The 24,844-nt window shown below is 44.4% G+C and carries 37 protein-coding genes; 12 read left to right on the top strand and 25 right to left on the bottom strand.

Features of this window, described 5'->3' with window-relative positions; translation table 11 throughout:
• From CCS02_RS17285 to CCS02_RS17240, 11 genes are all read right to left on the bottom strand, one after another.
• On the bottom strand, positions 1–354 hold the full coding sequence (locus CCS02_RS17285; RefSeq protein ID WP_100637269.1) for a hypothetical protein: 354 nt from the start codon (positions 352–354) through the stop codon (positions 1–3).
• Positions 355–403: 49 nt separating this feature from the next.
• Positions 404–1,390, bottom strand: coding sequence for a major capsid protein (locus tag CCS02_RS17280; RefSeq protein WP_100637268.1), 987 nt, complete (start codon positions 1,388–1,390; stop codon positions 404–406).
• Entirely contained in the window at positions 1,390–1,659 is a 270-nt protein-coding gene (locus CCS02_RS17275; RefSeq protein ID WP_157808010.1) for a hypothetical protein, read from the bottom strand. Before CCS02_RS17275 ends, CCS02_RS17280 begins: the two co-directional genes overlap by 1 nt.
• A gap of 65 nt (positions 1,660–1,724) precedes the next feature.
• Positions 1,725–2,834 carry a S49 family peptidase gene (locus tag CCS02_RS17270; protein ID WP_100637266.1) on the bottom strand — a complete coding sequence of 370 codons (1,110 nt, stop codon included), beginning with the start codon at positions 2,832–2,834 and terminating at the stop codon, positions 1,725–1,727.
• Positions 2,782–4,137, bottom strand: coding sequence for a phage portal protein (locus CCS02_RS17265; RefSeq protein WP_157808009.1), 1,356 nt, complete (start codon positions 4,135–4,137; stop codon positions 2,782–2,784). Before CCS02_RS17265 ends, CCS02_RS17270 begins: the two co-directional genes overlap by 53 nt.
• Positions 4,134–4,367 carry a gpW family head-tail joining protein gene (locus CCS02_RS17260; protein WP_100637264.1) on the bottom strand — a complete coding sequence of 78 codons (234 nt, stop codon included), beginning with the start codon at positions 4,365–4,367 and terminating at the stop codon, positions 4,134–4,136. The genes CCS02_RS17265 and CCS02_RS17260 overlap by 4 nt, the downstream gene beginning before the upstream one ends.
• The gene (locus CCS02_RS17255; protein ID WP_100637263.1) at positions 4,367–6,286 is read right to left on the bottom strand and encodes a terminase gpA endonuclease subunit; all 1,920 of its coding nucleotides are present in this window, start codon (positions 6,284–6,286) and stop codon (positions 4,367–4,369) included. The genes CCS02_RS17260 and CCS02_RS17255 overlap by 1 nt, the downstream gene beginning before the upstream one ends.
• Positions 6,186–6,770, bottom strand: a complete 585-nt coding sequence (locus tag CCS02_RS17250; protein WP_100637262.1) for a hypothetical protein — start codon at positions 6,768–6,770, stop codon at positions 6,186–6,188. Before CCS02_RS17250 ends, CCS02_RS17255 begins: the two co-directional genes overlap by 101 nt.
• 304 nt (positions 6,771–7,074) lie before the next feature.
• Positions 7,075–7,245 carry a hypothetical protein gene (locus CCS02_RS22295; protein WP_198515411.1) on the bottom strand — a complete coding sequence of 57 codons (171 nt, stop codon included), beginning with the start codon at positions 7,243–7,245 and terminating at the stop codon, positions 7,075–7,077.
• Positions 7,242–7,760, bottom strand: a complete 519-nt coding sequence (locus CCS02_RS17245; protein ID WP_100637261.1) for a hypothetical protein — start codon at positions 7,758–7,760, stop codon at positions 7,242–7,244. The genes CCS02_RS22295 and CCS02_RS17245 overlap by 4 nt, the downstream gene beginning before the upstream one ends.
• Positions 7,757–8,050, bottom strand: a complete 294-nt coding sequence (locus CCS02_RS17240) for a phage holin family protein (RefSeq protein ID WP_100637260.1) — start codon at positions 8,048–8,050, stop codon at positions 7,757–7,759. The genes CCS02_RS17245 and CCS02_RS17240 overlap by 4 nt, the downstream gene beginning before the upstream one ends.
• 403 nt (positions 8,051–8,453) lie before the next feature.
• Between CCS02_RS17240 and CCS02_RS17235 the strand changes: the two genes are divergently transcribed.
• A complete protein-coding gene (locus CCS02_RS17235) occupies positions 8,454–9,116 on the top strand; it encodes a hypothetical protein (RefSeq protein WP_100637259.1) in 663 nt (220 codons plus the stop codon).
• A gap of 4 nt (positions 9,117–9,120) precedes the next feature.
• Here CCS02_RS17235 and umuC read toward each other — a convergent pair whose 3' ends face one another.
• Both umuC and umuD read right to left on the bottom strand, forming a co-directional pair.
• On the bottom strand, positions 9,121–10,392 hold the full coding sequence (umuC, locus tag CCS02_RS17230; protein ID WP_100637258.1) for a translesion error-prone DNA polymerase V subunit UmuC: 1,272 nt from the start codon (positions 10,390–10,392) through the stop codon (positions 9,121–9,123).
• Positions 10,392–10,838: a translesion error-prone DNA polymerase V autoproteolytic subunit gene (umuD, locus tag CCS02_RS17225; RefSeq protein ID WP_100637257.1), complete on the bottom strand. Its 447-nt coding sequence runs from the start codon at positions 10,836–10,838 to the stop codon at positions 10,392–10,394. The genes umuC and umuD overlap by 1 nt, the downstream gene beginning before the upstream one ends.
• A 178-nt stretch (positions 10,839–11,016) precedes the next feature.
• On the opposite strand from umuD, the gene CCS02_RS17220 reads away from it, so the two are divergent.
• A complete protein-coding gene (locus tag CCS02_RS17220; RefSeq protein WP_100637256.1) occupies positions 11,017–11,694 on the top strand; it encodes a hypothetical protein in 678 nt (225 codons plus the stop codon).
• 46 nt (positions 11,695–11,740) lie between these two features.
• Here the strand turns inward: CCS02_RS17220 and CCS02_RS17215 are convergent, their stop codons facing one another.
• Positions 11,741–12,313, bottom strand: a complete 573-nt coding sequence (locus tag CCS02_RS17215) for a KilA-N domain-containing protein (protein ID WP_232728902.1) — start codon at positions 12,311–12,313, stop codon at positions 11,741–11,743.
• A gap of 267 nt (positions 12,314–12,580) precedes the next feature.
• Entirely contained in the window at positions 12,581–14,059 is a 1,479-nt protein-coding gene (locus CCS02_RS17210) for a DNA/RNA helicase domain-containing protein (protein WP_157808008.1), read from the bottom strand.
• 206 nt (positions 14,060–14,265) lie between these two features.
• On the opposite strand from CCS02_RS17210, the gene CCS02_RS17205 reads away from it, so the two are divergent.
• The gene (locus CCS02_RS17205) at positions 14,266–14,481 is read left to right on the top strand and encodes a DUF3892 domain-containing protein (RefSeq protein ID WP_100637253.1); all 216 of its coding nucleotides are present in this window, start codon (positions 14,266–14,268) and stop codon (positions 14,479–14,481) included.
• Here the strand turns inward: CCS02_RS17205 and CCS02_RS17200 are convergent.
• Both CCS02_RS17200 and CCS02_RS17195 read right to left on the bottom strand, forming a co-directional pair.
• Positions 14,478–15,629, bottom strand: a complete 1,152-nt coding sequence (locus tag CCS02_RS17200) for a tyrosine-type recombinase/integrase (protein ID WP_100637252.1) — start codon at positions 15,627–15,629, stop codon at positions 14,478–14,480. The two genes, CCS02_RS17205 and CCS02_RS17200, sit on opposite strands and share 4 nt — an antisense overlap.
• Positions 15,626–16,096: a hypothetical protein gene (locus CCS02_RS17195; RefSeq protein ID WP_157808007.1), complete on the bottom strand. Its 471-nt coding sequence runs from the start codon at positions 16,094–16,096 to the stop codon at positions 15,626–15,628. Before CCS02_RS17195 ends, CCS02_RS17200 begins: the two co-directional genes overlap by 4 nt.
• Positions 16,097–16,252: 156 nt before the next feature.
• Between CCS02_RS17195 and CCS02_RS17190 the strand changes: the two genes are divergently transcribed.
• On the top strand, positions 16,253–16,441 hold the full coding sequence (locus CCS02_RS17190; protein WP_100637250.1) for a hypothetical protein: 189 nt from the start codon (positions 16,253–16,255) through the stop codon (positions 16,439–16,441).
• Positions 16,442–16,524: 83 nt separating this feature from the next.
• Here CCS02_RS17190 and orn read toward each other — a convergent pair whose 3' ends face one another.
• From orn to CCS02_RS17165, 5 genes are read right to left on the bottom strand one after another with little or no spacing between them, the layout of a single operon-like run.
• Positions 16,525–17,172 carry an oligoribonuclease gene (gene orn, locus CCS02_RS17185; RefSeq protein ID WP_100637249.1) on the bottom strand — a complete coding sequence of 216 codons (648 nt, stop codon included), beginning with the start codon at positions 17,170–17,172 and terminating at the stop codon, positions 16,525–16,527.
• Between the two features lie 2 nt (positions 17,173–17,174).
• A complete protein-coding gene (locus CCS02_RS17180) occupies positions 17,175–17,522 on the bottom strand; it encodes a hypothetical protein (RefSeq protein WP_100637248.1) in 348 nt (115 codons plus the stop codon).
• A 9-nt stretch (positions 17,523–17,531) separates the two neighbouring features.
• Complete coding sequence (locus CCS02_RS17175) at positions 17,532–18,326, bottom strand: helix-turn-helix domain-containing protein (RefSeq protein WP_100637247.1); 795 nt, start codon at positions 18,324–18,326, stop codon at positions 17,532–17,534.
• On the bottom strand, positions 18,323–19,009 hold the full coding sequence (locus CCS02_RS17170; RefSeq protein WP_100637246.1) for a DUF2786 domain-containing protein: 687 nt from the start codon (positions 19,007–19,009) through the stop codon (positions 18,323–18,325). The genes CCS02_RS17175 and CCS02_RS17170 overlap by 4 nt, the downstream gene beginning before the upstream one ends.
• Positions 19,010–19,012: 3 nt before the next feature.
• Positions 19,013–19,453 (bottom strand): phage regulatory CII family protein, encoded by a 441-nt coding sequence (locus CCS02_RS17165; protein WP_100637245.1) that lies wholly within the window; start codon positions 19,451–19,453, stop codon positions 19,013–19,015.
• A 98-nt stretch (positions 19,454–19,551) separates the two neighbouring features.
• On the opposite strand from CCS02_RS17165, the gene CCS02_RS17160 reads away from it, so the two are divergent.
• Complete coding sequence (locus CCS02_RS17160) at positions 19,552–19,842, top strand: hypothetical protein (protein WP_100637244.1); 291 nt, start codon at positions 19,552–19,554, stop codon at positions 19,840–19,842.
• Here the strand turns inward: CCS02_RS17160 and CCS02_RS17155 are convergent.
• Positions 19,839–20,117 carry a hypothetical protein gene (locus CCS02_RS17155; protein ID WP_100637243.1) on the bottom strand — a complete coding sequence of 93 codons (279 nt, stop codon included), beginning with the start codon at positions 20,115–20,117 and terminating at the stop codon, positions 19,839–19,841. The genes CCS02_RS17160 and CCS02_RS17155 overlap by 4 nt on opposite strands.
• Before the next feature lie 47 nt (positions 20,118–20,164).
• The gene (locus CCS02_RS17150) at positions 20,165–20,368 is read right to left on the bottom strand and encodes a Cro/CI family transcriptional regulator (protein WP_198515410.1); all 204 of its coding nucleotides are present in this window, start codon (positions 20,366–20,368) and stop codon (positions 20,165–20,167) included.
• Between the two features lie 88 nt (positions 20,369–20,456).
• Here CCS02_RS17150 and CCS02_RS17145 point away from each other — a divergent pair, with 88 nt between their 5' ends.
• From CCS02_RS17145 to CCS02_RS17115, 7 genes are all read left to right on the top strand, one after another.
• Entirely contained in the window at positions 20,457–21,101 is a 645-nt protein-coding gene (locus CCS02_RS17145; RefSeq protein WP_100637242.1) for a LexA family protein, read from the top strand.
• A 147-nt stretch (positions 21,102–21,248) separates the two neighbouring features.
• A complete protein-coding gene (gene csrA, locus CCS02_RS17140) occupies positions 21,249–21,551 on the top strand; it encodes a carbon storage regulator CsrA (RefSeq protein WP_100637241.1) in 303 nt (100 codons plus the stop codon).
• 14 nt (positions 21,552–21,565) lie between these two features.
• On the top strand, positions 21,566–22,318 hold the full coding sequence (locus tag CCS02_RS17135; RefSeq protein WP_100637240.1) for a hypothetical protein: 753 nt from the start codon (positions 21,566–21,568) through the stop codon (positions 22,316–22,318).
• 18 nt (positions 22,319–22,336) lie between these two features.
• Positions 22,337–22,651: a hypothetical protein gene (locus CCS02_RS17130; protein WP_100637239.1), complete on the top strand. Its 315-nt coding sequence runs from the start codon at positions 22,337–22,339 to the stop codon at positions 22,649–22,651.
• Between the two features lie 24 nt (positions 22,652–22,675).
• Entirely contained in the window at positions 22,676–23,140 is a 465-nt protein-coding gene (locus CCS02_RS17125) for a hypothetical protein (RefSeq protein ID WP_100637238.1), read from the top strand.
• An 11-nt stretch (positions 23,141–23,151) separates the two neighbouring features.
• Positions 23,152–23,577: a hypothetical protein gene (locus tag CCS02_RS17120; protein ID WP_100637237.1), complete on the top strand. Its 426-nt coding sequence runs from the start codon at positions 23,152–23,154 to the stop codon at positions 23,575–23,577.
• 11 nt (positions 23,578–23,588) lie between these two features.
• Positions 23,589–23,951 carry a pyocin activator PrtN family protein gene (locus CCS02_RS17115; protein WP_100637236.1) on the top strand — a complete coding sequence of 121 codons (363 nt, stop codon included), beginning with the start codon at positions 23,589–23,591 and terminating at the stop codon, positions 23,949–23,951.
• Between the two features lie 34 nt (positions 23,952–23,985).
• Here the strand turns inward: CCS02_RS17115 and CCS02_RS17110 are convergent, their stop codons facing one another.
• Positions 23,986–24,828 (bottom strand): HNH endonuclease, encoded by an 843-nt coding sequence (locus CCS02_RS17110; RefSeq protein ID WP_100637235.1) that lies wholly within the window; start codon positions 24,826–24,828, stop codon positions 23,986–23,988.
• Positions 24,829–24,844: the final 16 nt, after the last annotated feature.

Genomic DNA, 24,844 nt, shown 5'->3' with positions numbered 1-24,844 from the left:
TTACCGCCAGTTGTGATCTTTGTTTTGCGTCACTTTTAAGGGCAGTACGATTTCATACTCGCCCTGCTGAAAAGGCAAAATGAGATAGGATACGCCGTCTATTTCGAGGCGATCCCCTTCTTCACAGGGGCAATGGTTAGGTGATACGCAAAACGTCGCGGTGATCACATCGATATGCAGTTGCCCTGCGGTTTTTGATTTCGACGTGGTATTCACGTCGCTTTCAATGAATGAGAACGTCCCTGTTATGGTGTCCGTTGTACCGGTTTTCGATATCCATATCGCGTCTTGCCCAAACTCCTTATCGATCTCACTTTTGAGTTCGTCTAAGACAGCACGATGACTGAGATTCATAAGCGCCTCATAGTTCAAAAGATAAGGAGTTGGGAAAGAAAACTCTCTGTTAGTTAGAGCTGTAGATTTCGGCTAACAAAGATGGATCACGAGCGATCGGCAAGTAAATCGCGCGGGAGCGGATTTCTAAGCCTTCGTCATGTTTCATTGGCTCTGTGGTGATATGACACTCACGGGCTTTAGCTGAGCTGGCATGCAGCACATCCGCTGGAGCACGTAACATACCAAACAAGCCTTTCACACCCAGAGGATAAGAAGCGCCTTTCTCAGCCACTTCGTCGGCTTCGTCTGACACAAACTTGATACCACAAATGTTGATTTCACTTGGGTCATCAGCAAAGGCCACCACGCGTTTTGCGTGAATTTCTTCACTATAAAACTTTTTGATACTGTCATGATTCAAAATGCGCTCAATCATTTCCTGACCGATACGACACTCGACACCTTGCAGCGTTAAATGACCATGCTTTTTGGCATTATCCACAGTGGCTTTACGAAGCCCTTTCAACAAAGTGGGTACGTCAGTGCCCGCTGTGCCAAGCTTCAAGTCCAACTTACGTTCATCAACACCCAAGACATCAAACAAGTTGACCAACACTGTGCCTTTTTTGTTTTTCACTTTGCCTTTCAATGCAGAATACGCCGTATAAGCGGCGGTGTAGCGATGATTGTCTTTATGCTTGCTCATCTGGCTTTTAACCAAAGACGCCAGCTCTTGGGCTTTGATCTTTTTATCACGTAATGAACCAATGCGTGACAGGTCACTAGGAACGATTTGTGTTTCAAACGGATAACGGATCAAACGAACTGGTACGGCACTTTCGGCATCGTGTTCGTCGATGTTTGGATTTTGGCCAATTTCACCTGGCATCAAGACTTGAAGCTGTTGCCCAGACTTCACAATCATTACATTACGGTGCTCAACATTTTCCACCGTGAACATGCTCAAGACTGCGGCATCAATATGAACGGACGCATTAAAACCCGTTGTTAACGCGCTCAGCGAGAACGCTTCGTGCTCGAATATATCTTCCATTACTGTGACCCTTTTTTGATAACGATAAATGCTTTTTCAAGCTGTTCTGTGATGGCCGCTTTAATCGGCTCTGTCACCCCGTCTGGCCATGCGATATACAGCGTATTGAATACCGAGTGCGCCCAGTAAACTTTGCCGCCACCAGCATGAATGCCGTAAGCATCACTGCCGTCGTAGCCTTCCGCTTCTATATCCAGCGCCTCACCGTCTTTAGTGACGATGGCCCATTCTGGCTGATCCTTAGCGGCATCAATTTGTTTGATGCACATCTCGCCACGCTCGTGGGACCAAAGGAGTATTAACGAGTCGGAGACCTTATTTTTAATCTCTTGCATTACGCTTCCTCAATCAGTTGCAGCATGTCGTAGCTCTCGTCTTTGTGAGACTCCAAACCGCTGGTTAATGAAATTTCTTCGTCCTTTTTCGCGGCAGCTTCTTTCAAGACTTTTGCCGCGGCTTCTTCACTGGCGTTGTCTTGAATAAGCTGACCCGCCATTTCTGGTACGCCTGCCGCTTTGGCAAGATGATTAATCTTTTGCGCCAGCTCTGTTTGATTATTCGCTTGGGTAAGGGACGATTGCTGTAGCGCAACGATTTGCGCTTTAAGGTCGCTGGTTTCCGCTTCGTGAGCAGCGTTGATTTCCGCGACTATTCGCTTGTGTTTTGAATCTGTCATCATGGTATGAATCTCTTCCTCTGTTTTGATGCCATCAATTAGGCCGTGGGCCAGTAAATCGCTCGCGCCAAACATCTTGGCTTGCAATGCTTGAACGTGAGCCGCGTCAACGTCTCGGTTTTGAGCCACCAATTGAAAAAAGGCATCGCCTAATTGGTTCACCATAGCTTGATGGCGTTCGCGCTCTGCCTCACTCAATGCCAAATGCGGTGAGCCGTCGGCTTTGGCTTCGCCTGTGGTGAAGTAGGTAATGGTCTCTTTGTCGTTATGGATTTCACGACGACCAAAGATCACACCAATGGAACCCGCCATACTGTGTGGGCTGGCGTATAGCTCAGTACAAGCGCAGGCCAAGGCATAATTGGCAGAATAAGAACCACCATTGATGAAGCCAATCACCGGCTTTATCGCACCGATTTCTTTGATCAAGTTAGCCAGATCAAAACAACCAGACGCTTCACCACCGGGGCCGTCGAATTCGACGAAGATCTTCTTCACTGAGTCATCTTGAGCAAGGACATTAAGGCTTTGCCGCAAGTCTCGATAAGACAGGATTTGATTACAATTCGCGTCTAATCCATTAAAGCGGTGTGAGGTGGGACCAAAGACAGACAAGTGACAAAAGGTGTCTTCTCGTCCGCCACCATCACCACCTAGAAACAAACTAGGGTTCTGGTAAAACTGTTTCAGTAACTCAAAGTTGGCTTGATGAGCGTCAATCGTCATCATCATCGGGGAGTTCGTCATCAACTGCAGAAGATGCCGCATTGTCTATACCTCTTGATTGTTTCGCTTCTTGGCTTCGCTGTACGCCATCTAAATGTTTGTCGAGTGTTTTACCGCGACTATTCGAGACTTCTTCCAAAGAGGTGATGTCGTTTTGAACTTCTAACACCAGCGCCTTAGCGGCTTTGAGTGGGTCGATTTCTTCCCATTCTGGCCAGATCCAAGTTGGATTAAGGTAGGTGTAAGGGTTCTCAAAGTAGTTGGGCAAACTCTCGGATGTACCTAGATGGAGCGCATCAATAAACCAGCCTAAAATCCGGTTAAACGCAGGGCCTAAAACGATGTCTCGTAATTGCCCAACTAAGCGGCGATGGTTGATCATGCCCGCACGAATACTAGAATAGTTAACTTGCGTTAAATCCCCCGTTAGCATTTCGTATGTGATGCCCAACAAGCCTGCAATCATTCGCAACACTTGGTTGTTATGCTCTTGATAGTTGCCTGCAATCTCAGCGGGTGACGCGGTTTTAATCTCTATCACGCCATTCAAGAAGGTCACACCACCCGCATTGTGAACAAGGCGCTGGGGCGTTCTTTGACTGGCTGGGCCGCTTGCGGTTTGACTGACTTCGTTTTCTTTCAAGGCAAAGACTTGTTGGCCAACGCGCTTCATCCGAGATTTAATCTCGACAGTTTGGTTGTCTTGGTATTGCTTGGCGAAGTCTGCACCAGGAGAAATCCAAGGCTGTGCCGTGCTTTGGGAAACATGCACCACATCACGAAGATGGATCACGTCTTCAGCGGGTATCCAATTCACCGAGTCTTCGTCAAAGTCTGGGTGATCTCGTGGCAGTTTGTAAAAAGCGTACTTTTTCACTTTGCCGTTTTTGGCGTACATGATGCCGCCACGAACGTAACTCCCTGACCCTGTTCTCTCTAAACCAATTGCCAGACTTAACGGGCTAACGACCTGTACTTGCAGCGGTATAGGGTGCAAGGTTCGACGACGCACAATGAACGCACTGCCATCCAGTAGCATGGTGATAACGGCTAAGGCTTGTACGCCTGCAAAATTGGTGTTTTCGTAAAAGTCACAATAAAGCGTCCATTCCTCATAACTTTGAATGAAGGATTCACTGAACAATTCAGGATCGAAAACCGGCTTTGCACCGCCACCGATACAGCTTGCACGAAAGCGAGACGCCCCCACTCGCAACAAGGGATTATTGCGAATAAGGTGATGGCTAGCGGTGATTTCTTTTAAAAGAACGTTTTCGCTTTTCTCGTTATCATGCAGCTCAGCGCCTTTGAATAAGGGCGATTTAGCAACACTGGAATAACTCAAAATATCACCTCAACATCGACGCTTTCCATAAGCGGTACAGCCTGCAAATCACTGATCATTTGGCGCTCTAACGAACGTAACTCGGACAAGCTCACGTCCGTGTATTGCATAGACGTACGCCCACCTTGTGGCGTGGTGTATTCGACACGAACTTTGCGCTGACCTTTCACCAAATCGGTAATGGCTTGTTGGACGATTTTTAAGTTGTCATCAGTAGAATAGATCGTCATCAGTAGTCTCCATAATCTGACGTTTCGTAATAATCGCCGTAGTCAGTTTCGATAATATCGTCTGTGATTTTGTGGGCGTTTGGATCAATCAAGCCAAGCGGCTCTTGGGGTGACGCGTCTTGTATTTCGGGTCGTAAGAAGTCGTAAAGCCACAGCACGTAAACGAGCAAATCCCAAGGCTCATTGCGCTTTTGATCGGGCTTTTTATCCCACTTCACATTGCTGCCACTGCCCTTTAATTCCTCGGCGGTGAGCATTTGGAAATAGACCAAATCGAACACATCGTTTACGGGAAAGTGAATGTAGTTCTTACCCGGCATTTCGTTATTCAAACGCTCTGCCGCGCGGTTTTTCAGTTGATGAACGTTAAGGCTGCGATACTCACACCGCGCTTCAGGGTGAACCTTGTAGGTGAGTGTGAATTCTGGCTTGAATTTGGTTTTTGCATTCCCTTCCCCACGAATCGCAAAGATCCAACCTTGATACGGCGCGCAAAATTCCAGCATGGCTTTCCATGCATGGCCGTTACAGTCCATGGCCGCCGCAAACACGCCAATGGTTCGCCCATCGGACAAGGTGAATTCGGTTTCTAATTCGCGGATGAGGTTTTGTTGGGTCGAGACATCTTCAGGGTCACCATGGATTTTGCCATAGTGAATTGCCCACATTTCGCCACGCTCACCGACCGCCCAAAAGTGATAATCGAAACGGTTCTTTTGGGTATCGATCGTCGCCAAAACACAGCGCACTTGCTCGGGTAAAGATTCCATGGGCGAGTAGTATTCTCGCCGTTTATACAACTCTTCAAAGTTGTTAAGCTTGTGCGCTCGTGATGCGTCCGAGTACTCCACGCCCACCTTCGTGTTCATGAAGGTTTGCATTTTGCGTGGGTCTTTTTTCGCCTTGTCGTATTCGGCGGCAATCGATGGCAACGAGGTGTTCGGGTTGTCGTTGTAGGCCGACCAAATATGAAAGCCAGCGTCTATTTTGCCGCGTTCGTTGGTGTCGCCCGGTTCGCCACATTCACAACACAAAGCGGAGCCTGTTTCGTCCCATCGTTCTGGGGTTTGATGAACGCCACAGCATTCAAATTCACGCGTTGCGCGCCATTCACCCGCTTCCACCATGTTGAACTTATGGTGTTCTTCAATCTTGCCGCTGCAATGAATGCAAACGAAATGGGCGTCTTTGTAGTGCTTAGGCGAGTATCGAAAGTTCTCTAACTTCAAGCGCTGCTTGAAATCGCAATGGGGGCAAGGCACATACAAATAACGCTGATCGGTTTGCAAAAACTCGCGGGTGATCTTACAAGTACCGGCTTCTTTCGGAGTGGAGCCAAGAACAATCTTGCGCTGCCCTTCACTTTCGGTTCGAGTGATACCGAGATCAATCGAATCGCCTTCTTTATCGACGTTGTCTGGATAACCAGATATCTCATCCATGAAAAGATACTTGATCGTCACCATTCGAAAGCTACTGGCGGACGTGGCCCATACAACCGATATTTCACCACCGAAGAAGCTCTTCTCATTGGTGGTGTTTTTGCCAAACAGACGATCTTTTACGAGCGTGCTATAGGTGAATACCTTGCCTATCTCACGAGTAGAGAATTTATTCGCATCCCCTTCTGTGTTCTGAACAATCATGATGTTGCCAGGATCGTTCGTGATAACCCATGCAACGGCAGTGTTGATGAATATCGCGTAACCAACACGCGCACTTTTTGATAAAACGATTTTCTCGATCAGTGGCGATTCAAACGCCAACAACCACGCACGTTGAAACGATTTCGGCGGATAAATCTGAGCATTTGAGTTTTCATTCTTCATCGCCCATTGAATGATCGGCATCTTCATCGGTGGAACGATAGAACTTCGAATAGCGTTCGAGAATTTCTTCAATAATGGGGTGTAATTCATCGAGACCTTTCCCGTTTAACCTTTCAAGAGCGGCCCGCACCACATCATCAACCTGCTTTACTTCATCAGGCTTAAGAGAAACGCGTTTTTGTATCTGATTTGATAGGTCTAACAGCTTGCTTTTTACCGCAGATAAAGGGGCGTTATAGAGCTCAAACATGGCCTCGGCAGGTATCAATTCACCCTTGTCTTTTCCATTCTGTAACTGAAGTTTTATAGCAGCCTGTTTTTCCTTCTCAGTTTTCCAATCTTCGAAGGATTTAGGCGGATTTATATTTCTTCTGCTTCCCCCCGTTTCCCTTCCCTTATTCGCCTTCATATGACGGATTTTTTCAGACTGATATTTCACATAAGAGCGAACAGATTCTTCAACATTAATTTTTCCAGACCCTAGAAACACCAAGGCATAGCCGTCTTTTATGTGATTGCGAATAGTTCGCTCAACCACACCTAATGACTTAGCAAGTTCTTTAATCGTGCTCATTGAAAACAATTCTCACTAACAACGAATAGATAGGACAAAGCGGAATGGGAAATAGAAGCCATATTTTGAAAAATTTCTGTGACCCCGCGAGTCTTAGACCCGCAGGAAAAAGGCCCCTAGGGAGAGTACCTTTTCTATATAAATCAGTAACTTAAAAACAAACCAAAACATTAACCAAACAGTCAGGTATGACGTAAAAACAGCCATTTTTGAGCGTTTTTTCTCAAATTACACTCTGGCTGTTTTTGTCATTAAAAAACTCGCTATTTCCAAAGAGCAAAAACAGGCCAGATTTAGGGAAAATTCAAGATTCGGTCAATGCCTTTTTTACTTCCTCGACAAGCTTATCATCCAGAGTATTGGTGCTCTTTTTTGTCAGGGATTCGGCCACATGTAGAAATACGGCAATTAACACCTTTTCAGTGACTAATTTAGTCAATACTGTTTTCAAAATAGCTAATAAAATCGTGCTCATACGTATTGCTCCTTATCGATTCCGTACAGCTCAAACGGAAAGTTATTGACGAACTCATGCACCGTTCCAGCGCCATGAAATGTGTTGTAATGATCTTTCCAATATTCGCCCAAAGCCTTGATATTATTGGCCTCTGGCAATGATTGAGGCTTACGCCAGTAATGAACACGACACATGGCCACAGCGTATTTGATGTTGCTCATCAGCTCTAATTCATCAGGAACACCACACACTTCATACACACTATCGGCTTCACCACTTAGCAAGGCACGAAGGTCATCCTTTAGTGATGGTTTGTACTTAATGAAGTTGCGCCATAAGTCCGCATGCGTTGCTGGCTCCATCTGGATCAAACCAAGTGCTGGACCTTTGCCAAGCTGCTTAAGGTGCGTGGCTCGTGACTCTTGCGTGATTGTTCCCATAACCAGTTGTTCTGCGGCTTCGCTGTACATTCCAAGGTTTGAAAGCGTTGGTAACACCACATACTCACGCAATTGTTCTAGGTTTAAACTCATTGCAAGCCTCGCTTGAATCGATTGATAAATAATTTGATCGCTTCATCGCCCATCAGCCCCGCAACACCTGACATAAAGCCTGTCATTGCTGGCGGCATGTTCATCGACGTACATAGAAAGAACGTCAGCATGCCCAAGAAACCGCCAGTAAAAACCGCGATAAGCATATGAATTAATGAGAATTTTTTAGAATTTTGCTGAAAGTCACGAAGATATTTCACAGCCCCACCTAGCACACCGACCATGACGAATGCCGCTGTTTGTAGGAGCTCATCCGGTAGGAATTTCATATGGTGCGTCCAGTCCAGAAACGAAAAAGCCCCGCAAATTGCGAGGCCCAGAAATGACAAAGCCCCGCACTTGGCGAGGCTTGATAAGTTGTGTTGCCGTTAGATACAAAACTAACAGCGTGGGGATAATTTAACGCCTAATTCCCGACCTTGCAAGCCTTGCGCGCGCAAAAACAAAATGTCGTTCTCTTCTTATGAAAGCGACATTTTGCATATAAAGCCTTGTGTTTATTGGGCTAGAGCAAAGCGCCTTAACAACTCAATGGCGGCATGTTGGCGGCAAATCTAATATGAAAACATAGTGGGATTTATTCTACAGGAGAATTTTGATCATTTTTGCTTGCACTTTCTTTACAAATTAAAGTATTGTTCAAAAAACAACCAACGCAAGGATGATTACATTATGATTATTAAACTTTCAGTAAAATATCTTATGTTCATAGCCAGTGTATTTCTTGTGCTACTTTCTCCAATCGTTTTAGGGGACGAAATTTCAGAAGCAAAAACGAAAGCGGAAAAAGCGTTTAATGAAGCAAAAAACGAAGATACTACCTCTAGTTATGAAGATGCTCTTAAAAAATACAACGAATACACAACACTCTTAAACAACGCAGAAAAAAATCCCGCCAATAGTGAAAGTGTGAAATCCGAATTAAATACTAAATTGGTAAGTAATGAGGCAATAATTAAAAGTATCCAATCAACGCTTTTTGAAAAGCAGCAAGAGATAAATTCCATTATTGATAACCAAACTTGTATTCTTACTTTAGGTGAGATTTGCTTAGCTTCTGGAATAGGTATTAGTGCGGATAACCATGGAGATATAGACTTAAGAATTGTTGGTATTCTTTATAACCCCAGCTTAGGTCCAGATCAGTCTACTGGATGGCATGTATACTTAAGCCCCGCAGAGGACTTTATTGATGCCTTTGGTTTTGGTGCGTCAAAGAGGTGGTTTAGGTATAAAGATAACAAATATACTGTTATGCATGTTGGTTTTCATGTCCTAGTAGATAACGAAGAAAATAGTAGTGATTGGAGACTACATTACATCGTTTCTTGGTAATCTCTCACCAAACCTTTGGCAGTTCATCCCATCTGGTCGTGTAGCCTGGCGATAGGTGTTCGCGTTTCATTGACCATTGTGGTGATACACCTTGCGAGGCGAAGAAGACATTGCCGAGGCCGCTGTGGTTGATTTTGTCCACGACGTTCATCAGGGCTTTTGAGTTGATTTTTGTGTTGTCGGCTCGGAATAAATCTTGTTGAAAGGCGCCATGTTCGTAGAAGTCGGCGAGCATTACACCGCCTTTGGCGTAGCGATAACCTGCACGATAGATGCGACGAAACAGCACGTCGGCCACTTCTAATAAATCTCGCGTGTCGTCGGTTGGGTTGGGGAGTTCTGCAGACAAGGTTTTCGAGTACTGCGGTTCGTTTGGAATGAATGGACTGGTACGAACGAACACACTTACGACGCGGCAAAGGCGTTTTTCCCCGCGTAGTTTCTCGGCGGCTCTGGTTGTGTACTTGGCGATGGCTTCCCGTAGTTCTCGCTTGTCTGTCACTTTATGACCAAATGACCGACTGCAAATAATTTGCTGCTTTGTTGGCCTGAGCAATTCCAGATCCAAACACGACACCCCATTCAACTCTCGAATGGTTCGCTCCAACACCACAGAAAACTCACTCCGAATCGATTTAGGGTCAGCATTCACCAGATCCAATGCGGTGTTGATTCCCCTCGCCTTTAGCTTTGCCGTGGTACGACGGCCAACGCCCCACACATCACTTACATCAACAATTGCCAATAAACGCTTTTGTCTGTCTGGGTCCATCAAATCTACCACCGAACCGGTGGCGGGGTACTTCTTCGCCGCGTGGTTGGCTAGCTTCGCCAGTGTCTTGGTTGGCGCGATGCCCACGCCTACCGTAATGCCCGTCCATTGATCGACCTTGGCTTTTACTCGTTTGCCAAACGCTAGCAAATCCGTCACGTGATCAACACCGGTTAAGTCCATGAACGCCTCATCGATGGAATACACTTCCAGCCGTGGCGCTTCCTCTTCTAAGATGGTCATTACCCGATTCGACATATCCGCATACAAAGCATAATTCGACGAAAAGCACACAATGCCGTGCTTTCTTATCTCGTCCTGAACCTGAAACATCGGCACGCCCATCTTAATGCCCAGCGCCTTCACTTCCTTAGAACGCGCCACAATACAGCCATCGTTATTCGACAACACCGCAACTGGCGTGCGTTTTAAATCGGGCCGGAACAACTTCTCGCAGCTGGCGTAAAAGTTATTGCAATCGACCAAGGCAAAAACCGTTTTCATCAACCGCGCTCGTACTTACGAACCACACCCGTCACCACACCGAAGATTTCTAATTCGGACTCTTCGGTAATATGAATCGCTTTGTAGGCTTTATTCTTCGGACGAAGTAACACATTGGGCTTCAACTCTAACGTCTTCACCGTCATTTCCCCATGAATGCAGGCGATGACGATGTCTCCATGACGAGCCGTTAACGAACGATCCACCACCAACACATCACCGGAATGAATGCCCGCCTCAATCATCGAATCACCCTGAGCACGCACGTAAAACGTCGCGTTCGGGTGAGCCACACAGAACTCATTTAAATCTAACGATTTTTCAACAAAGTCCTGAGCGGGCGAAGGAAACCCCGCCGACACCGAATCCACATAAAGCGGGATTCGCACACTATTGGCCGCGATAAACGCCGCCGACTCAGACACACCAAGATAAGTCACACGCATAGCAAACACCAAAATACTGTATGGATATACAGTATAGTTTTAAGCAGTGGGAATGACCAAGTGAATTTTTGTAACAGGTAGGGTTTCCGGTTTTGCGACCAAAAATGAGGTGGGATTTCAGAAATAGCGAACGTTAGGGTAAAGTAGCGAGATCAACTATTTACACACGGAAGACGCCATGTTCAATACAGCCAAGAACACAATAAAGAAAACGGCCAAAGACCAAGTAGAATTTGTTGGTGCTATTTTGACAGGTGCGTTTTCAGGATCGATTTTTACTTTGGCCTACGTTAAGTTTTGGAAGGAAGGCGATGTGACCTTTGCTGATATAGGTGGAATGCTAGCTGGCGTCGGGACAGTGGGTCTTTTGTTTGTAGCATGGCGGACTGCTGATAATTGGAAGAAGCAACAATCAGACTCTAATAGACATCAAAAACTAGATGCTTTTTTTGATCACTGCGCAACCTCGCTTGAGGACCTTAGATCATATTGTCTTAATTGTATGATGAGACACCAATTAAAGCTCCAAATAGACCTAGACCAAGATATCGACAGCAAGATGAAAAAGCAGGAAGAATATAATAATTCACTCCCAAAGCTTACAGAAAGGCTTGATAAATATCTTCAATCTGAAACCCAGCTTAAAAAAATAGCTATCAAATTAGAAACTGAATTTAATCAAGCCAAACTAGCAAACGAAATATTAAAGAGCTATCAAGACACTTTAATGCTCGTGGTCGTCTTACCAGAGACAGAAAATAGTAATTATAAAAACTTTAATTTTCATGAACATTTCAAACAACTAGAAAATATGTACCTAAAGGTATATAGCAAACTTAACAGCACATTGAGATGAAATAAAGTAAGGCTTAATACCTTACTTTATTTCCCATAGATAAATTCTAACCTTCTCCGAAGTGTCGGCCTGTGGCGTTTTTGACGCGTTCGATGGTTTGGTCGACCCATGCGGGGTTGGTTTGGATTCTGGCGAGTTGTTCTTGATAGTTTCGGATGGTTTGGATCATGGCCATGATGTCGGTGGCGGATACGACGGCGATGCTTTCTGTTATGCCCAAAGATTTGGCAACATCGTTAATGAGTTTGAGTTTTTCGTCGTCTTGGATCGGGGCGGGTAAGGTTTGTTGCACCGGTTCGGGCTCTGGCTGTTGGGCTTGGTCGAAGGCGCGGATGACTTCTAGGTTGAACTTCGGGCTGATCCACATGGCGTAAGCGTAGACCAATTCTTTGCACACATAAGTTCCCCTATTTGCTCCCCCATGAACCGTATTGACTCCAAGCACCAAATTTGGTGCTTGCTCAATTTCTGCAATTAATTCTTGAGTTTGAGCATTACGCATGAAGCGAAAAGGTGCGTGCTTTTTATCACTGCCAGCCGCTTTATGAAGATCATTAAGGGAATACAACCCGTCGAGTGTGCGGATGTCTTTTGAAGAGATAATTAAATGAGCCATCATTGGCCTCCTGTTGTCATCATTGACCACCTCAATAAGGTTGCAATCTCAGTAAGGTGGTGGGTCAAGTATCTGGGTTGCAACAACCGCCAACAGGTAACGGCCTAACCGAAGTTAGCCCAAACAAAGACCCACCATAACAGGCGGATTTCGGCCACAAAAAAACACGCGGTGCGTGTTTTAAGCCGCTGTTGAAAACGGGGTTGCAATCCCGACACTGGATTTTGCCAGTGCAAGTTAATGGTAGATCAGGAAGGGAGAGAGGTCAAGTTAGGGACCTGTTGATAAAATGGACAAACAACGATTTAGTATAGGTTTATTATTTACTATAATAATTCTCAGTTTATTTCTAGCTCTAGTAATATTTTGAAAAAGCATTTGAACAGCGCCATAGTATGATGCACCTGTATAAACAAGACTACCTTTTTCATCATAATTAAAATACGAATCAACAATTACACAAACTTTATCAAATTCCTGACCTATAACTCTATGGGAGTACGTCCCACCATTTTTAAAACATTTTTCATGATTAGCATACCCATATCGATTGGGAGTTAAATTTAAAACTTCCCACCCTTCATTCGCAACACTATCACAATATTGTTTCGCCCCATTAAAATCATTAAAAAACATAAAATCAACATTCCCATTAGATTTAAATGAAACATCTTTCCTATCATAAAAAAACTTCTTCGTAAAATCAGCCACCTCTTTATTTGTTCTAATTTTTTCAGTTAATTTAAAAGCCTTTAGTTTTGGCAGAATCTCAATTTTTTCTGCAATATTTATTATAGCCTCACTCTTAGTAAGAGTTTGCTTACCATCATAACTAAAAATGCAGAATGATTTTAAATTTAAAATCTCATTTTCAATTTTCAAAAGCTGTTGAACTTTCAACCTTTGCGCTTCATCAATGAATATAACATCATAAAAACCAAATTCTATCTTTGAAAACTCCTTAATACTTTTAATCGTCCAACCGTTCTTATTTAGATCTTCATGTCCAGAGTTCAAAAGGGCTACATGTATAACAAGCACTTTAAAGTCCGGAGCAAGTGTTTTAGCGATATCATAAGCTAGCAAAGTTTTTCCCGTTCCAGCACTAGCTTTTATTGTAAAAAAATTATCCCTTTTCTTTTTCGATCTTATATTTTCAATAATCTCTTTTTTGATCAATTCTTGATGATCGGTCAAAAAATAATTACCATCCAAGAACTTTTTAGTTGAATTGAATGGTGAAACCAAATATTTTGAAGGGTAAAAATATGAATCAATATCGATGTTATTAATTTTTATTTTCACAAAATTCTCTAAGAAATAATCACGATCTATAACAGATAGCCTATTATCTTTATAATGATATAAGGTTCGAGTTTCAGCCTCATAAGTAAAGTTATGAACGTTTAATCCTGTAGCATCTAAATAATATTTATTTCTTTCTAACTGTTTTAAAATATCACCTACTGAACTCTTAGTCTTCAATTCTATATTTACAACATCATTATCACCAAAACATAAAATATCGAACTCTTTACTAATATTAGGAATAATATAACCTACAAAAAATTTATCTAAAACACTAACAAGCTGTTCTACACCGAAACCAAAAAAATCAATTAAAGATTCAATACATTCAATCTCAGCTCTCTTAATATTAATACCATAATAATTAAGAAAAATTTTCAATTCATCTGGATCGAGCTGATTATAAGATTGAACAAGTGAAATAAGATTAATGCTTTTCATTAGAAAATCCATTTAGAGTAATTAGTTTCATCAAAACTTTCTATGCATTTCATGTCAAGAAAAAGTTACTTCCTCTCAAACTATTTGCTCACCTTCCCTCTGAAATGGGGATAGTCCGTCTCGTTCAAGATCCTGTAGCATTCGCCCCTAGTTTCGATTTATGGGCTACCCTTAAAGCTCTATAAAGCATTAAAAAGAGGCTTCTCATGGCAAAAAAACCAAAAGTCATCGTCACTCAAGAAAACAAAACAGGTAGAAACACTAAATTTAAAGACACAAAAACAAACAAAGAAATGACACGTGCTGAGTTTGTTAAAGAAATAAAGCAAGGCAACTATGATGATTACTATGTTAGAGAGCAGAATGGAGTAAAAACCCCAGTATCTAAACCTGACGGCGATACAAGTAACAACCTAGACTAACTAAAAATCACCCTCCCCCACTCCCCCAACGCTTTGCGCATCTGTTCTCTCGAATGGGTGTGCATGTAGCGTTTGTCCAGTCCGTCCCGTTCGTGGTTGAGTAGCATTTCCCCTATTACCCAGTCAATGCCCATGTCTTGCCAGCTGTCGCGGGCTAGTTTGCGTATGTCGTGGCTGGTAAATTTGATGCCCACCTCGTCACTCAGGCTTTGGTACCAACGCTCTATGGTGCGTGTGGTAATGGGTTTGATGCCTTTCACGCTGAATATGTAGGTGCCACATTTGGGTAGGCTGTTGATCAGGTCTATGGCGTGTTGGGTGATGGGCAAGCGGTGCTCGGTGCCGTTTTTGGTGTTCTCTGGCGGTAGGTACCATTCCAGTTGCGTGGGCGAAAAGTGTTTCCATTCAGCAAGGCTGGTTTCGCCCTCGCGGGTGGCGTGGAGCAGTTGGGTCATGAAGAAGACGCGGCGCTTTTTGGCTTGCTTGTTAATGGCAGCGAGTAAGGCGGGTAAATCGTGGGGTTTGAGTCGCCCTGGTTGGCTGTCGGGCTGGGAGGTGGTGAAGCTGCTGAGGGTAATGTTTTTGGTGGGATTGCTGGCAATGAGGCCGAGTTCATGGGCGCGGGTGAAGGCGGTTTTTAGGGTGCCAAGCACGCCTTTTATGGTGGATAGCGCGTAGTCGCTTTGCATGGGCATGTAGAGCTGCTTGTACAGTAAGGGCTTGTCGATGTCGTTGAGTCGCACTTGGTCGAGCTGGCTGAGTAGATGGTTGCCTATGTAGCTGCACGAGGTGGACACGTAATCCGACGAGTAGGTTTTGTCGGCGTCGATGTGCTGCATGTACCAGTTTAAGACTTCGCCGCCTGTTTGAAAGGCGGACACGGTGAGGCCGGCTTTTCGATCGGCCAAGGCGTTGGCCCGTATGGCGGGGAGTTCGGCAAAGAGGGTTTTGGCGGTCACGGCTGGCCATTTGGCAAGCTTGGTGCGCTGGCGCTTTTTGCCTTTGTAGACGACATCGTAAAAGGTGCCACCCGTCCGCGCCGCGTTGATGTGAAATTCAACACGGCGCGCATCGTAGAGGTAGCGCTGGTCTGTTTTCAGGGCGGCTTTTATGGTGGCATCGGTTATCTTGGTGGTGCGTTTGGTCATGCAATGGCCCTTAGCTGTTCCTCTGTCAGTCGTGCGGCCAGTTCGGTTTGTAACTTGAGCAAGAAGAGTTTGCGCCCTTCTGCTATGTTGTTGGCAAAGGTCTTTTCACTTGGCGTGGCATGAGCGGGGCCAAGGCGTAGTTCAGCGGCGAAGGTGGGCAAGCTGGCGGCAATTCGGGCGTTGGTCAGCGGTTTACCTTTTATGGTCTTGCGCCCTTCTGCCAGCACCGCCGCAAACAAGCAGAGCTTTTGCATGCGTGACAGGTCACAAAAGAGCCAATCGAAGCCTTTGTCTTTCACAGATAAGGCGCGTATTTGTTTGATCATGGCGGCATTGCTGTCGCCACCACCGCCAAAGGTGGGCGTGATACCCAGTAGAGCGGACTCACAAATCCGCCCTGTGTTGCCAACACCAGACCACCCCGCATCGGCTGAGCTGGATAGTAGGTACGTTACTTGATCGTTCACGATCCGCCATCCTAGCGCGCCTAATGTGTTGGGTTTGTCTCGATTTAGCCAGCGCATTGTTTATTGATTCCTATATAAAACGTAAAAGTTAAATTATTACTCGTCTATATTTCTGCTATGTTTGTTAACTAAACTAACCAACAAAGGAAGTTAACAATGAGCACGATTACTGTCAGCGATTTAAAAAAGATGCTTGAACTTTATGATAATGACTTCGAGATCTCTTTTTCTGGACTGGATTTTCATCGCCTAAAAACTCGCGGTCCAAAACTTGTTCAAGTCGAGTTCAACGAAGTTATTTATCGTAATTCTGAGGGAAAAATGGTGTTGGAAAGCATTGAATAATTGCTACCACCTTACCCGATTCAATGGGCAGTAAGGTTTCTCAAACTGCCCATTGATTAAGCCTCTAGAAAAACCTATTTCCTTTAATTTAGACTTTCCATTTCCCGTAGTTGGTCGGCTTTTAAATGCTTGGTGTATTCGTCTAGCTCATGCCGTGTTTCGTTGATATCAGCCAACGCCGTATGCTCGTATGCTTTCTTGACGAATGGTAAGTTAAGGCTTTGCCAAGCCGTTCGCTTAAGCAATTCGATACTGGACACGTCAATGGTTCGATAGCTGAAAAACTCGGCTAACTCAGGCATTTGAGCATCCAGAAAAGACATATCAAAACCAATGCTGTTACCAAACATAATCGCCCCAGACTTTTCTTTTCGTTGGTACGCATTTACGCCCATTGCAGCTAACTCTTGACGAATGTAATCAGCGGCATCTTCATTGTTGCTAAACACATAATCATGCAACCCAGAGCCATTACGAAGGTCATCTATCAAACCGGATTCGGTATGGGATTTAAGCGCCCATGGGTGCAAACGATCTAAAAATGAATCATTCCAAATCCCCACTGAAAATGAGCCCAATTGATTAAGATTGTGGTCACAATGCATCACCCCAACTTCCAGAATGGGATAGTAAAGTGCCCCATGAACTCGCTCGCCACTTTCCAATATTTGGTAACCGTTTAAACCACCTGTTTCTAAATCTAAACCGATTAATTGTGCTGTCTTCTTCATAGTTAGCTCCTTAAAATTTCACGTAGTTGGCCGACCATTGCACGGCCAAAGACTCGTCGGTGTAGCAAATCGCTTTCGCTGATTTTCTCGCCGTGTTGCTGTGGTTTGATCTCGTCTCGTTTGAATCGCTCGCCACGCAACCACGCTTTGCAAACATCCTTGTACGCATTGGCAAAGGCTCGCTTGCCAGCTCCGATGTCACGGCGGCGTAGCTTGGAGAACCCGACTCGTCGCCCTGCTTCGTACACCGCGTCGTGAGTTGGTTTCCAGTGCGCTAGGTCGTGGGCGTTGTTGGCGGCTTCGAAGTACGCCGCGTCGGTTGCTGGGAAATCATCAAACAAATCGTACATGGTTCGCTCCTACCAATCGGTATCGTGAATGTCTGTCAAACTGTCGTTTACTTGCTGCTTCGCCATGGCTGGCGGCGTCGGTCGCTGTGCGGCAAACTTCACAGAGTTACGCATCCACGTTCGCCATCCTGCAACCCAATCCGCCATTTTCGTGCCCTTCGCTCGGTGGTGATCCAAGAAATTACTCGTCGCGGTTCGCCAGTCGGTGGTGATTTGATTCTGTGCGAGCCAATCGAGCATTCGCTGAGTCACCAGAAATTCATCGGGAACGGAAGACAAACGTTTTGATTTTTTGGATTTGGGCGGAACGACCAAAATATCTTTTGAATCTACTTGTGAATCTATTGAAGAATCTATTAGTGAATTGTAGGAATCTCTTTCAGGGTTAGAGGAAAGAGATTCAGGGTTAGCGGAACCATTTTCAGGGTTAGAGGAAAGAGATTCAGGGTTAGAATCGCCTTTGGAATCTCTTTCCATGTCTGTTTCTAAGGGTGAATTAGATTCAGGGTTAGGTATTTCAGCCAATCTATAACGATTAACCTTGCCGTATTTTTTCCCATCAAAGTCCGTTGAATGAATGCCACCACCTTGGGAAATAACTTCGACATAACCAAGCTCAATAAGCTTCTTCATTGAATTGGTCACTGTGCGCTCAGTCATGCCGCCCAACTTGGCTAGATGCGCCTTGCTTGGGTAGCACTCGCTTTTCTCATTGGCGTAATTTGCCAGCAAGATCAACACCATCTTAGTTGTACAAGGAAGATCAACCTTATAAATGGTATCTGATAGGTGCTTAAGGCTCATGCTATGCCCCCAAGCCTTAATTGCTGCTCTTGCTGGTTTGTTGTTCCCTGATTTAACAGTGCTTCATCACCAATCGCCCAACCCAATCTTTTGCAAGCATCAGCCTCTTGACGATTATCTATTTTAGTTTTGCGAGCTTTTACATCAGTCATGCCTTTAGTATGTTTATCATGATGACTATCTACTTCTTTAGGTGCTTCTTTTTGACCAAAAACATTCACCAACTTTCGACCAGCCGACAACACCCAACCAACACAAAACTGATCTTGCTGATTGGCATTGGCTCGATATTTTTTCTTAAAGTCCGCCCTCGCCTTTTCGAGTTGTTGATGCAAAACGTCAAATGAGTAAGCCGCCAACTGCGTGTCTGTTTCTAGACCAATAAAAGTCGGTATACAAAACCACCGGTATCGATCTCGCTTCACCTTGCAATCATAGTTAATAACGCAATAGGTGCCGGAAATAGCCATGATGGCCGTAAGCAAGTTCGACTCGTATTGTTTTAAATTTTTACGGGGAATGGATCGAACTGAAACCTCAGTGATAGCAAGTTCATCTTCATTGATACTATGCTTTTTCATCAAAGCCATTGCCTGACGCTTGGCCGTTTCTGCCTCATGAGGGTTATCACTTTGAGACAACGCCAACAGCTTACGGATTTTGTCTTGATATCGCTTATCCATGCCCTACCCCTTTATCTGCTTCATGCTGTGCTGCAGTACCGATTCACGAAGCTGCATTAACGCTTCAATGGCTTCGGTGATTTCGCGCTGGCATTGTTCTTGTTCACGCATGGTCAGCTTGCCGTCTTCCATGGATTTATGGATCATCGCCAACACATCGCCGTGCTCTTTACCGGCTTTCAGCACAGATTCCAGAATGCCCAGCGGTGCGGCTTGCTTCGTCTTAATGCTTAGCTCCATACCCATAGCGCGGTAGATAGCGTGGTTACCAGTAGTCAACTGCAACGCCACAGCCTCACGCAAAGACATCTTGTGCGTTTCCGTTTGCGGGTTTGCCTTGTTGATCAAGACTTGATGCCCTACGCCCATCAGCGGCGCGATTTGCTTCGCGGACAGCTCCGAGTTGTGCACCGTGTCGTAAATGGCTTGGTCGATGTGATCCATTGTTTTCTCCTGATAAATACAAACGTGTGCAAACCTTGAAGCCACGTTTTTAATGTTTTACATTCGGTATTCCATTACTCAGCAAGCAAGGAAAGCGCATGAATATTGTGATTCTCAAAGAAATCGGTGAAAGCCTTCACGTTAGTAAAAGACTCCCAAACATTTCTGGCCCTGTGCCCCGCTTCTTAGAAGTTCTTAACCTTCCAGAAGAGCAACTAGACCTAAAGGCTCCAAATGGCTTTATCGTTACTGCCGTCACCTACGAAGTTGAGAACAACGTATTAATCCCCACCGTCGAATGCCTTCCCTTCCTTGGTGAAAGCTCTATCCCTGACATCATTGAAAAGTTCAGGCACTACATTGTGGAAAAAGCACTAGAGGAAAATTAGCTTTCCCGCTCGGATAGAGGCGGCATTTCTTTAGGGCCCCTATCTTCGTTAAAAAATTCAGGTGTGATGGTGAGGTTTGTTATGTCTTTCAAAACAGCCTCAACCATTACTCTCGTTTCATATATCCGCTGACTTACTTGTGTACCTTCTAGGCCTGAGCTTTGAAGCTTTAATCCTGCGGTATGACAGGAATCTCTTAAATGATCCAAAGCCCGCACTACACGTACAGCGCTGGGGCAAATAATGACGCGGCGTATCTCTGGTTGTTCACTCATTGTTTTCTCCTGAAATAACTAAACGTGTTCTGGTTAAAAATCGTTCGCTAAGCTGATTTGGTATAAAGAGCTGGGTCGTACTTCAACGCACCGTTGGTCAGCTTCTCGATTCGGAGGGCTTGCTTCTCAGGGATTACATCGCCCCATTGAGAAACAGAGCTTTGTGAGATTTTTAAAAACTCAGCAATCCTTGTCCCGCTACCAAAGTGATCAATCAATCGTTGTTTGAGCATGTCTCGTCCAATCTGCAATTTAAGTTTTCCTAAGTTTAATGTCTTAGGAAAACTTAAGTCAAGATAACTTAAGATTACTTACATAGATTTTTTTAGGATTCCTTAAATGAAAACATTAGGATTACGAATACGCGAAAAGCGTAATGAGCAGAACATCACTCAATTGCAGCTATCAAAATTAGTTGGGGTTTCTCATGTCACAGTCTCCCAATGGGAAAGCGACACAACCGCGCCGAATGGGGAAAATCTATATAAGCTTGCTCAGACACTAAAAACACAAGCCAACTGGTTGATATCAGGAATTGATTCTCAACATGAAAGTAATGTCATCGCTCCGCCTATTCAGCAGAAGATGAAAAAGCTACCTGTTATAAGCCATGTACAAGCAGGCGCTTGGACAGAGGCTATAGATTACAGAGCTCTAGGTGACGAAATTCAATGGGAAGAAGCCCCATCTTCAGTAGAGGAAAATGCTTTTTGGCTTAAAGTCATTGGCGATAGCATGACGGCTCAAAATGGTGTTAGCGTCCCTGAAGGTAGTTTGATACTAGTAAATCCCAATATACCTGCAGAAAATGGAAGTCTAGTAGTTGCTAAACTGGATGGTACTGATGAAGTCACTTTCAAAAAGCTAGTGATTGATGCTGGCCAAAAATATCTGAAGCCACTAAATCAAAGCTACAATCCCCTTGCGATCAACGGTAACTGCAGAATTGTAGGTGTAGTTACCGAGTCAAAATATAAGTTTTAACCCTCCCACATACAATAAACCTGCTAAATGCGGGTTTTATTTCGACACTTAATTTAAGTTTTCCTAAATTTTGTTTGACATATAACTTAAGTTTTACTAAGTTACGACTTAAGCAAACTTAAATAAACAAACCAAAGGATAGGAATCATGTTAATTCTAACTCGCAGACCACAAGAAGCCATCTACATTGGCGACACCATCAAAGTCACCATTTCCAGCATCAAGGGCAACCTAATCCGCGTTCGTACCGCTACGCCAGAACTCCTTGTCGTCACTCGTAAAGTGGGTGAACCCATCAACATTGGCAAAGACATCAGCGTGACACCTCTAAGCGTAAAAGGCATGCAAGTGCGTTTAGGCATCGAAGCGCCAAAAGACATCAGCGTCCACCGCGAAGAAATCTACAACGTCATTCAAGCCGAAAAAGCCCAACAAGCAACGGCCAACTAATAGGGAGAATTGCCATGACAAATCAAAATCAAGAATTTACACCAAGCACCAACCCAATGACCGACACAGCGCAAGATATCTTTGCCACTGTTCTTAATCAACGTCTTCAATCTGGTGTGCTTGAACAGGCTATAACCAAGAAAGTTGACGCATTAATTGAAGATGTAGCAAGTGATGTGTTTAGAAGTTATGGAGATGTAGGAAAAGCACTTAAAGAACAATTCAGTAAGGCAATAATGCCCACGCTTGAAAGCATGGGCGACTTACCAACCTATCACGAATTTGTCTCTAACCGTCTAAAGCTTGCTGCACAAAACTTCTACGACAATCGTTTGACGGAAGTAATGGATGCAGAGCTAAAAGAGATCATGAGTGAACTACCTGAAGAAATCACTCTATCTTGGCTTGTTGAAAAGATAATTAAAGAAGCGCAAGAGGATGAAGACGAGCCAGAGGGTGAAATTACCCTAATTATTGAAGAACGTAGATATGGCAGTTTCATCAATATCTATTTAGATAAAGAAGCAGGCAAAGAAAAAAGAGAATGTGATTATGACCTTCACTTGCACCAGAACAAAGAGACAACGAAGTGGGAAATCATAGGCCTTCGAGTTAATGGTCGAGAAGCTGGCGCACGACTAAGTATTGGGAATTTATACAACACCGACAAGATTCTCTTCAATATCTACGCCATGAAAGGTCAGATAGAACTTGATCAAGGTGATGATGCTGACGATTACGAAACCTCTTGGTCAAAATGGGATTAATAAGCGTCATTTTCAATTATGAGCACCAGCGCACAACGCAAGCAAGCCCAACGAGAAAGAGAAAAGGCCTTCGACATAAAACGAGTTGAAGTGCCTTTATCCGCAACAGAACGGCAAATGCTAGCAGAAGGGTGTGAGTTTCGGGGCGGTTACACCGCATCAGAATACATTGCCACCCTCATTAGAAGAGATTACAAGCGCATTCAAGAGACCAAGAAGACCCTAGGCGATTGCCAATACTGCAACCGCCCTCTTCCTCAAGGATGCGAACGATTACACAAAGGACACAAAGAGTGCTTTCACACACGAGAAGCACGAAAACTTTCTTTGTGACCTGTCACAACATAGGTGAATGGAATGAACACAGAGTCAATAAACTGGAACAGCGACCAAATCGCAGGCCACGACGCCAACAGCAACCCAATTACCGTGGGAGAATTGGTTGCTGCCATAGAAGGATACGAACTGCTTGCCTGCATCGCATCAATGTCAGACAGCATGCGTGACAACCTAGCCCGTGCCGCTGCCGAAAACTACCGCGTTAAAAGCAAAAATGAACAGCTAGAACGCACGGTGAAAGAGCTAGAAAGCCAGCTCAACGCCTCTTTCTCACGTATCAGCGACTTACTGGCAGAACGTGCAGAAGTAGACAACAGCAAGCTACTAGAAGCTCTAGCCAGATACGCCAACCCAAAGCACTGGCGCAACCCATACAACCAACACGGCGAGCTAGACACGCAACAAAGAAACGTCTTCGCCCATGGTTACCACGGCTTTGAACTGGCCATGTCAGTGCTGAAAGACAAACAACAAGCCGCTTAAGGAGAAGGATGATGAGTTTTGCAGTATTTGGAGTGTCTAAAGAATTGGCTCAAACACAAGCAGCAAAGCGCCTGAAAGCCATTGAAAAAGCAGGGGTAGAATCTGCCAAAAAGGCAGTCGAGTCTTGGAAGTTTGATAGAAAGCTAAGCAAGCTCGATATCGCCATTAAGATCTTATCCTCTGTTGGAGAAATCCCCCAAGAGGCGTATCAAAATGCATTCATCGAGTTGGTCGTTCTCTACATGGGCAAGCTAACACCAAAACAAATATCGCCACTGTATGGCGACCCGAAACGCTGTAGAGAATTTATAGACATAGCTAAACGATACGGCGCCAAACAATTAGCGCCTAAGCAATGCATTCGGGTACAAGACCCTAAAAAAGCAGGCAAGTTTAAATCGCAATGGAATGACATTCCTGCAAGTTTAATGAGATAAGGAGAAGGATGATGAGCTCAAAAACACTATTTTTATTAATGGCAGAATTTGAAGGACGAGCAACGGTAAAGCTTGAAGATGTGTTGCACTACACCAACTTCAAAACACTGGCAGAAGCCAACAAAGCAGCCAATGCGGGTGAACTAATGATACCCGCATTCAGAATGGCGCAATCTCAGAAAAGCCCGTATCTCGTCCATCTGGAAGACTTAGCGGAAGCAATAGACACAGCAAGACAAGAAGCAAAAGACAGAGCCCTACTACTAAGCGGTAGAGCTCACGTCGTGATTAAGCAACCAAAGAAACAAACGGTAGAGCAATCTGGGCCACTGCGACGTGGCCGACGCACTCAGCGAGAGGTTATATCGGCTTAACCAAGCCAATCTAACCTCATTCAAAATACTAAGCTCAAATGCTATTTATTAAGGATTGTTCTTTTTCAAGTACGGACTTAATAAGAGATAAATTAAAAACTTCAGCATCCACAGCATAATGAGCTCTTCGATGACAATTTGGACAAAGGGCTATTACGTTTTCTGGATGATCAGGACCACCATCACTTAACTGATGAACATGATGTACTTCAAGAAATGGCCCCGTTTGAGTTTCGAAAGGTGCTTTCTGAAAGCAAGCTTCACAAATTCCGTTCGATCTTTGTAAGGCATATTTTTTTATTGCCTGACAGCGATAATATACTTTCTTTATTTTTACTTCCGCTGGAGCGTCAGTAGGAGACACTTGAAGACAGGCCTCTCTCAATTTTGACAAAGTCATCCTATTTAAAGCGCTTACACGATGTTCATCACTTACTTTTGAGACATCAGATTTTAAATTTAAGCCGGAAGAATCAATATCAAGTTTAAAGATAATGGCTTCTCGCATATTACCCTTAGTATCTTTAGCTGGCGCTTTATAGTGATCAATGTACTCGGCTACGCCTTCATATATAACCCTACCTCCTGGACCATTCAAGCCACGAAATACATGTATAGTGACGCCTTTTTTTTGGTGGTCACGAATGCTCGCGTTGGTGCCGGTCATCACCATATCGCCTTTCTGACCCTCACCTGTATAATGAAAAACGCCTTTACTATCTCGCCCATCACTATAACCATGCTTCTCACCTTGATCAGAAGTAAATATAAACATGTATGGTTGATTTGCTGGGGTAGATATTCCACCAAATCGCTGACCACCAAAAGGAACATGTATCTCACTCTGACGAATGTATTCACGACCAACTTCAAACATAATCTCATCCTTTAAA

Source organism: Marinomonas sp. ef1, assembly GCF_002806845.1.
Lineage (GTDB): Bacteria > Pseudomonadota > Gammaproteobacteria > Pseudomonadales > Marinomonadaceae > Marinomonas > Marinomonas polaris.
This window is presented reverse-complemented; position numbering and strand designations above follow the sequence as displayed.

Coding starts and splice junctions, on each gene's coding strand:
- CCS02_RS17285 (WP_100637269.1), bottom strand. CDS start 354: ATGAATCTCAGTCATCGTGCTGTCTTAGACGAACTCAAAAGTGAGATC.
- CCS02_RS17280 (WP_100637268.1), bottom strand. CDS start 1,390: ATGGAAGATATATTCGAGCACGAAGCGTTCTCGCTGAGCGCGTTAACA.
- CCS02_RS17275 (WP_157808010.1), bottom strand. CDS start 1,659: ATGTGCATCAAACAAATTGATGCCGCTAAGGATCAGCCAGAATGGGCC.
- CCS02_RS17270 (WP_100637266.1), bottom strand. CDS start 2,834: ATGCGGCATCTTCTGCAGTTGATGACGAACTCCCCGATGATGATGACG.
- CCS02_RS17260 (WP_100637264.1), bottom strand. CDS start 4,367: ATGACGATCTATTCTACTGATGACAACTTAAAAATCGTCCAACAAGCC.
- CCS02_RS17255 (WP_100637263.1), bottom strand. CDS start 6,286: ATGAATTACACCCCATTATTGAAGAAATTCTCGAACGCTATTCGAAGT.
- CCS02_RS17250 (WP_100637262.1), bottom strand. CDS start 6,770: ATGAGCACGATTAAAGAACTTGCTAAGTCATTAGGTGTGGTTGAGCGA.
- CCS02_RS22295 (WP_198515411.1), bottom strand. CDS start 7,245: ATGAGCACGATTTTATTAGCTATTTTGAAAACAGTATTGACTAAATTA.
- CCS02_RS17245 (WP_100637261.1), bottom strand. CDS start 7,760: ATGAGTTTAAACCTAGAACAATTGCGTGAGTATGTGGTGTTACCAACG.
- CCS02_RS17240 (WP_100637260.1), bottom strand. CDS start 8,050: ATGAAATTCCTACCGGATGAGCTCCTACAAACAGCGGCATTCGTCATG.
- CCS02_RS17235 (WP_100637259.1), top strand. CDS start 8,454: ATGATTATTAAACTTTCAGTAAAATATCTTATGTTCATAGCCAGTGTA.
- umuC (WP_100637258.1), bottom strand. CDS start 10,392: ATGAAAACGGTTTTTGCCTTGGTCGATTGCAATAACTTTTACGCCAGC.
- umuD (WP_100637257.1), bottom strand. CDS start 10,838: ATGCGTGTGACTTATCTTGGTGTGTCTGAGTCGGCGGCGTTTATCGCG.
- CCS02_RS17220 (WP_100637256.1), top strand. CDS start 11,017: ATGTTCAATACAGCCAAGAACACAATAAAGAAAACGGCCAAAGACCAA.
- CCS02_RS17215 (WP_232728902.1), bottom strand. CDS start 12,313: ATGATGGCTCATTTAATTATCTCTTCAAAAGACATCCGCACACTCGAC.
- CCS02_RS17210 (WP_157808008.1), bottom strand. CDS start 14,059: ATGAAAAGCATTAATCTTATTTCACTTGTTCAATCTTATAATCAGCTC.
- CCS02_RS17205 (WP_100637253.1), top strand. CDS start 14,266: ATGGCAAAAAAACCAAAAGTCATCGTCACTCAAGAAAACAAAACAGGT.
- CCS02_RS17200 (WP_100637252.1), bottom strand. CDS start 15,629: ATGACCAAACGCACCACCAAGATAACCGATGCCACCATAAAAGCCGCC.
- CCS02_RS17190 (WP_100637250.1), top strand. CDS start 16,253: ATGAGCACGATTACTGTCAGCGATTTAAAAAAGATGCTTGAACTTTAT.
- orn (WP_100637249.1), bottom strand. CDS start 17,172: ATGAAGAAGACAGCACAATTAATCGGTTTAGATTTAGAAACAGGTGGT.
- CCS02_RS17180 (WP_100637248.1), bottom strand. CDS start 17,522: ATGTACGATTTGTTTGATGATTTCCCAGCAACCGACGCGGCGTACTTC.
- CCS02_RS17175 (WP_100637247.1), bottom strand. CDS start 18,326: ATGAGCCTTAAGCACCTATCAGATACCATTTATAAGGTTGATCTTCCT.
- CCS02_RS17170 (WP_100637246.1), bottom strand. CDS start 19,009: ATGGATAAGCGATATCAAGACAAAATCCGTAAGCTGTTGGCGTTGTCT.
- CCS02_RS17165 (WP_100637245.1), bottom strand. CDS start 19,453: ATGGATCACATCGACCAAGCCATTTACGACACGGTGCACAACTCGGAG.
- CCS02_RS17160 (WP_100637244.1), top strand. CDS start 19,552: ATGAATATTGTGATTCTCAAAGAAATCGGTGAAAGCCTTCACGTTAGT.
- CCS02_RS17155 (WP_100637243.1), bottom strand. CDS start 20,117: ATGAGTGAACAACCAGAGATACGCCGCGTCATTATTTGCCCCAGCGCT.
- CCS02_RS17145 (WP_100637242.1), top strand. CDS start 20,457: ATGAAAACATTAGGATTACGAATACGCGAAAAGCGTAATGAGCAGAAC.
- csrA (WP_100637241.1), top strand. CDS start 21,249: ATGTTAATTCTAACTCGCAGACCACAAGAAGCCATCTACATTGGCGAC.
- CCS02_RS17135 (WP_100637240.1), top strand. CDS start 21,566: ATGACAAATCAAAATCAAGAATTTACACCAAGCACCAACCCAATGACC.
- CCS02_RS17130 (WP_100637239.1), top strand. CDS start 22,337: ATGAGCACCAGCGCACAACGCAAGCAAGCCCAACGAGAAAGAGAAAAG.
- CCS02_RS17125 (WP_100637238.1), top strand. CDS start 22,676: ATGAACACAGAGTCAATAAACTGGAACAGCGACCAAATCGCAGGCCAC.
- CCS02_RS17120 (WP_100637237.1), top strand. CDS start 23,152: ATGAGTTTTGCAGTATTTGGAGTGTCTAAAGAATTGGCTCAAACACAA.
- CCS02_RS17115 (WP_100637236.1), top strand. CDS start 23,589: ATGAGCTCAAAAACACTATTTTTATTAATGGCAGAATTTGAAGGACGA.
- CCS02_RS17110 (WP_100637235.1), bottom strand. CDS start 24,828: ATGTTTGAAGTTGGTCGTGAATACATTCGTCAGAGTGAGATACATGTT.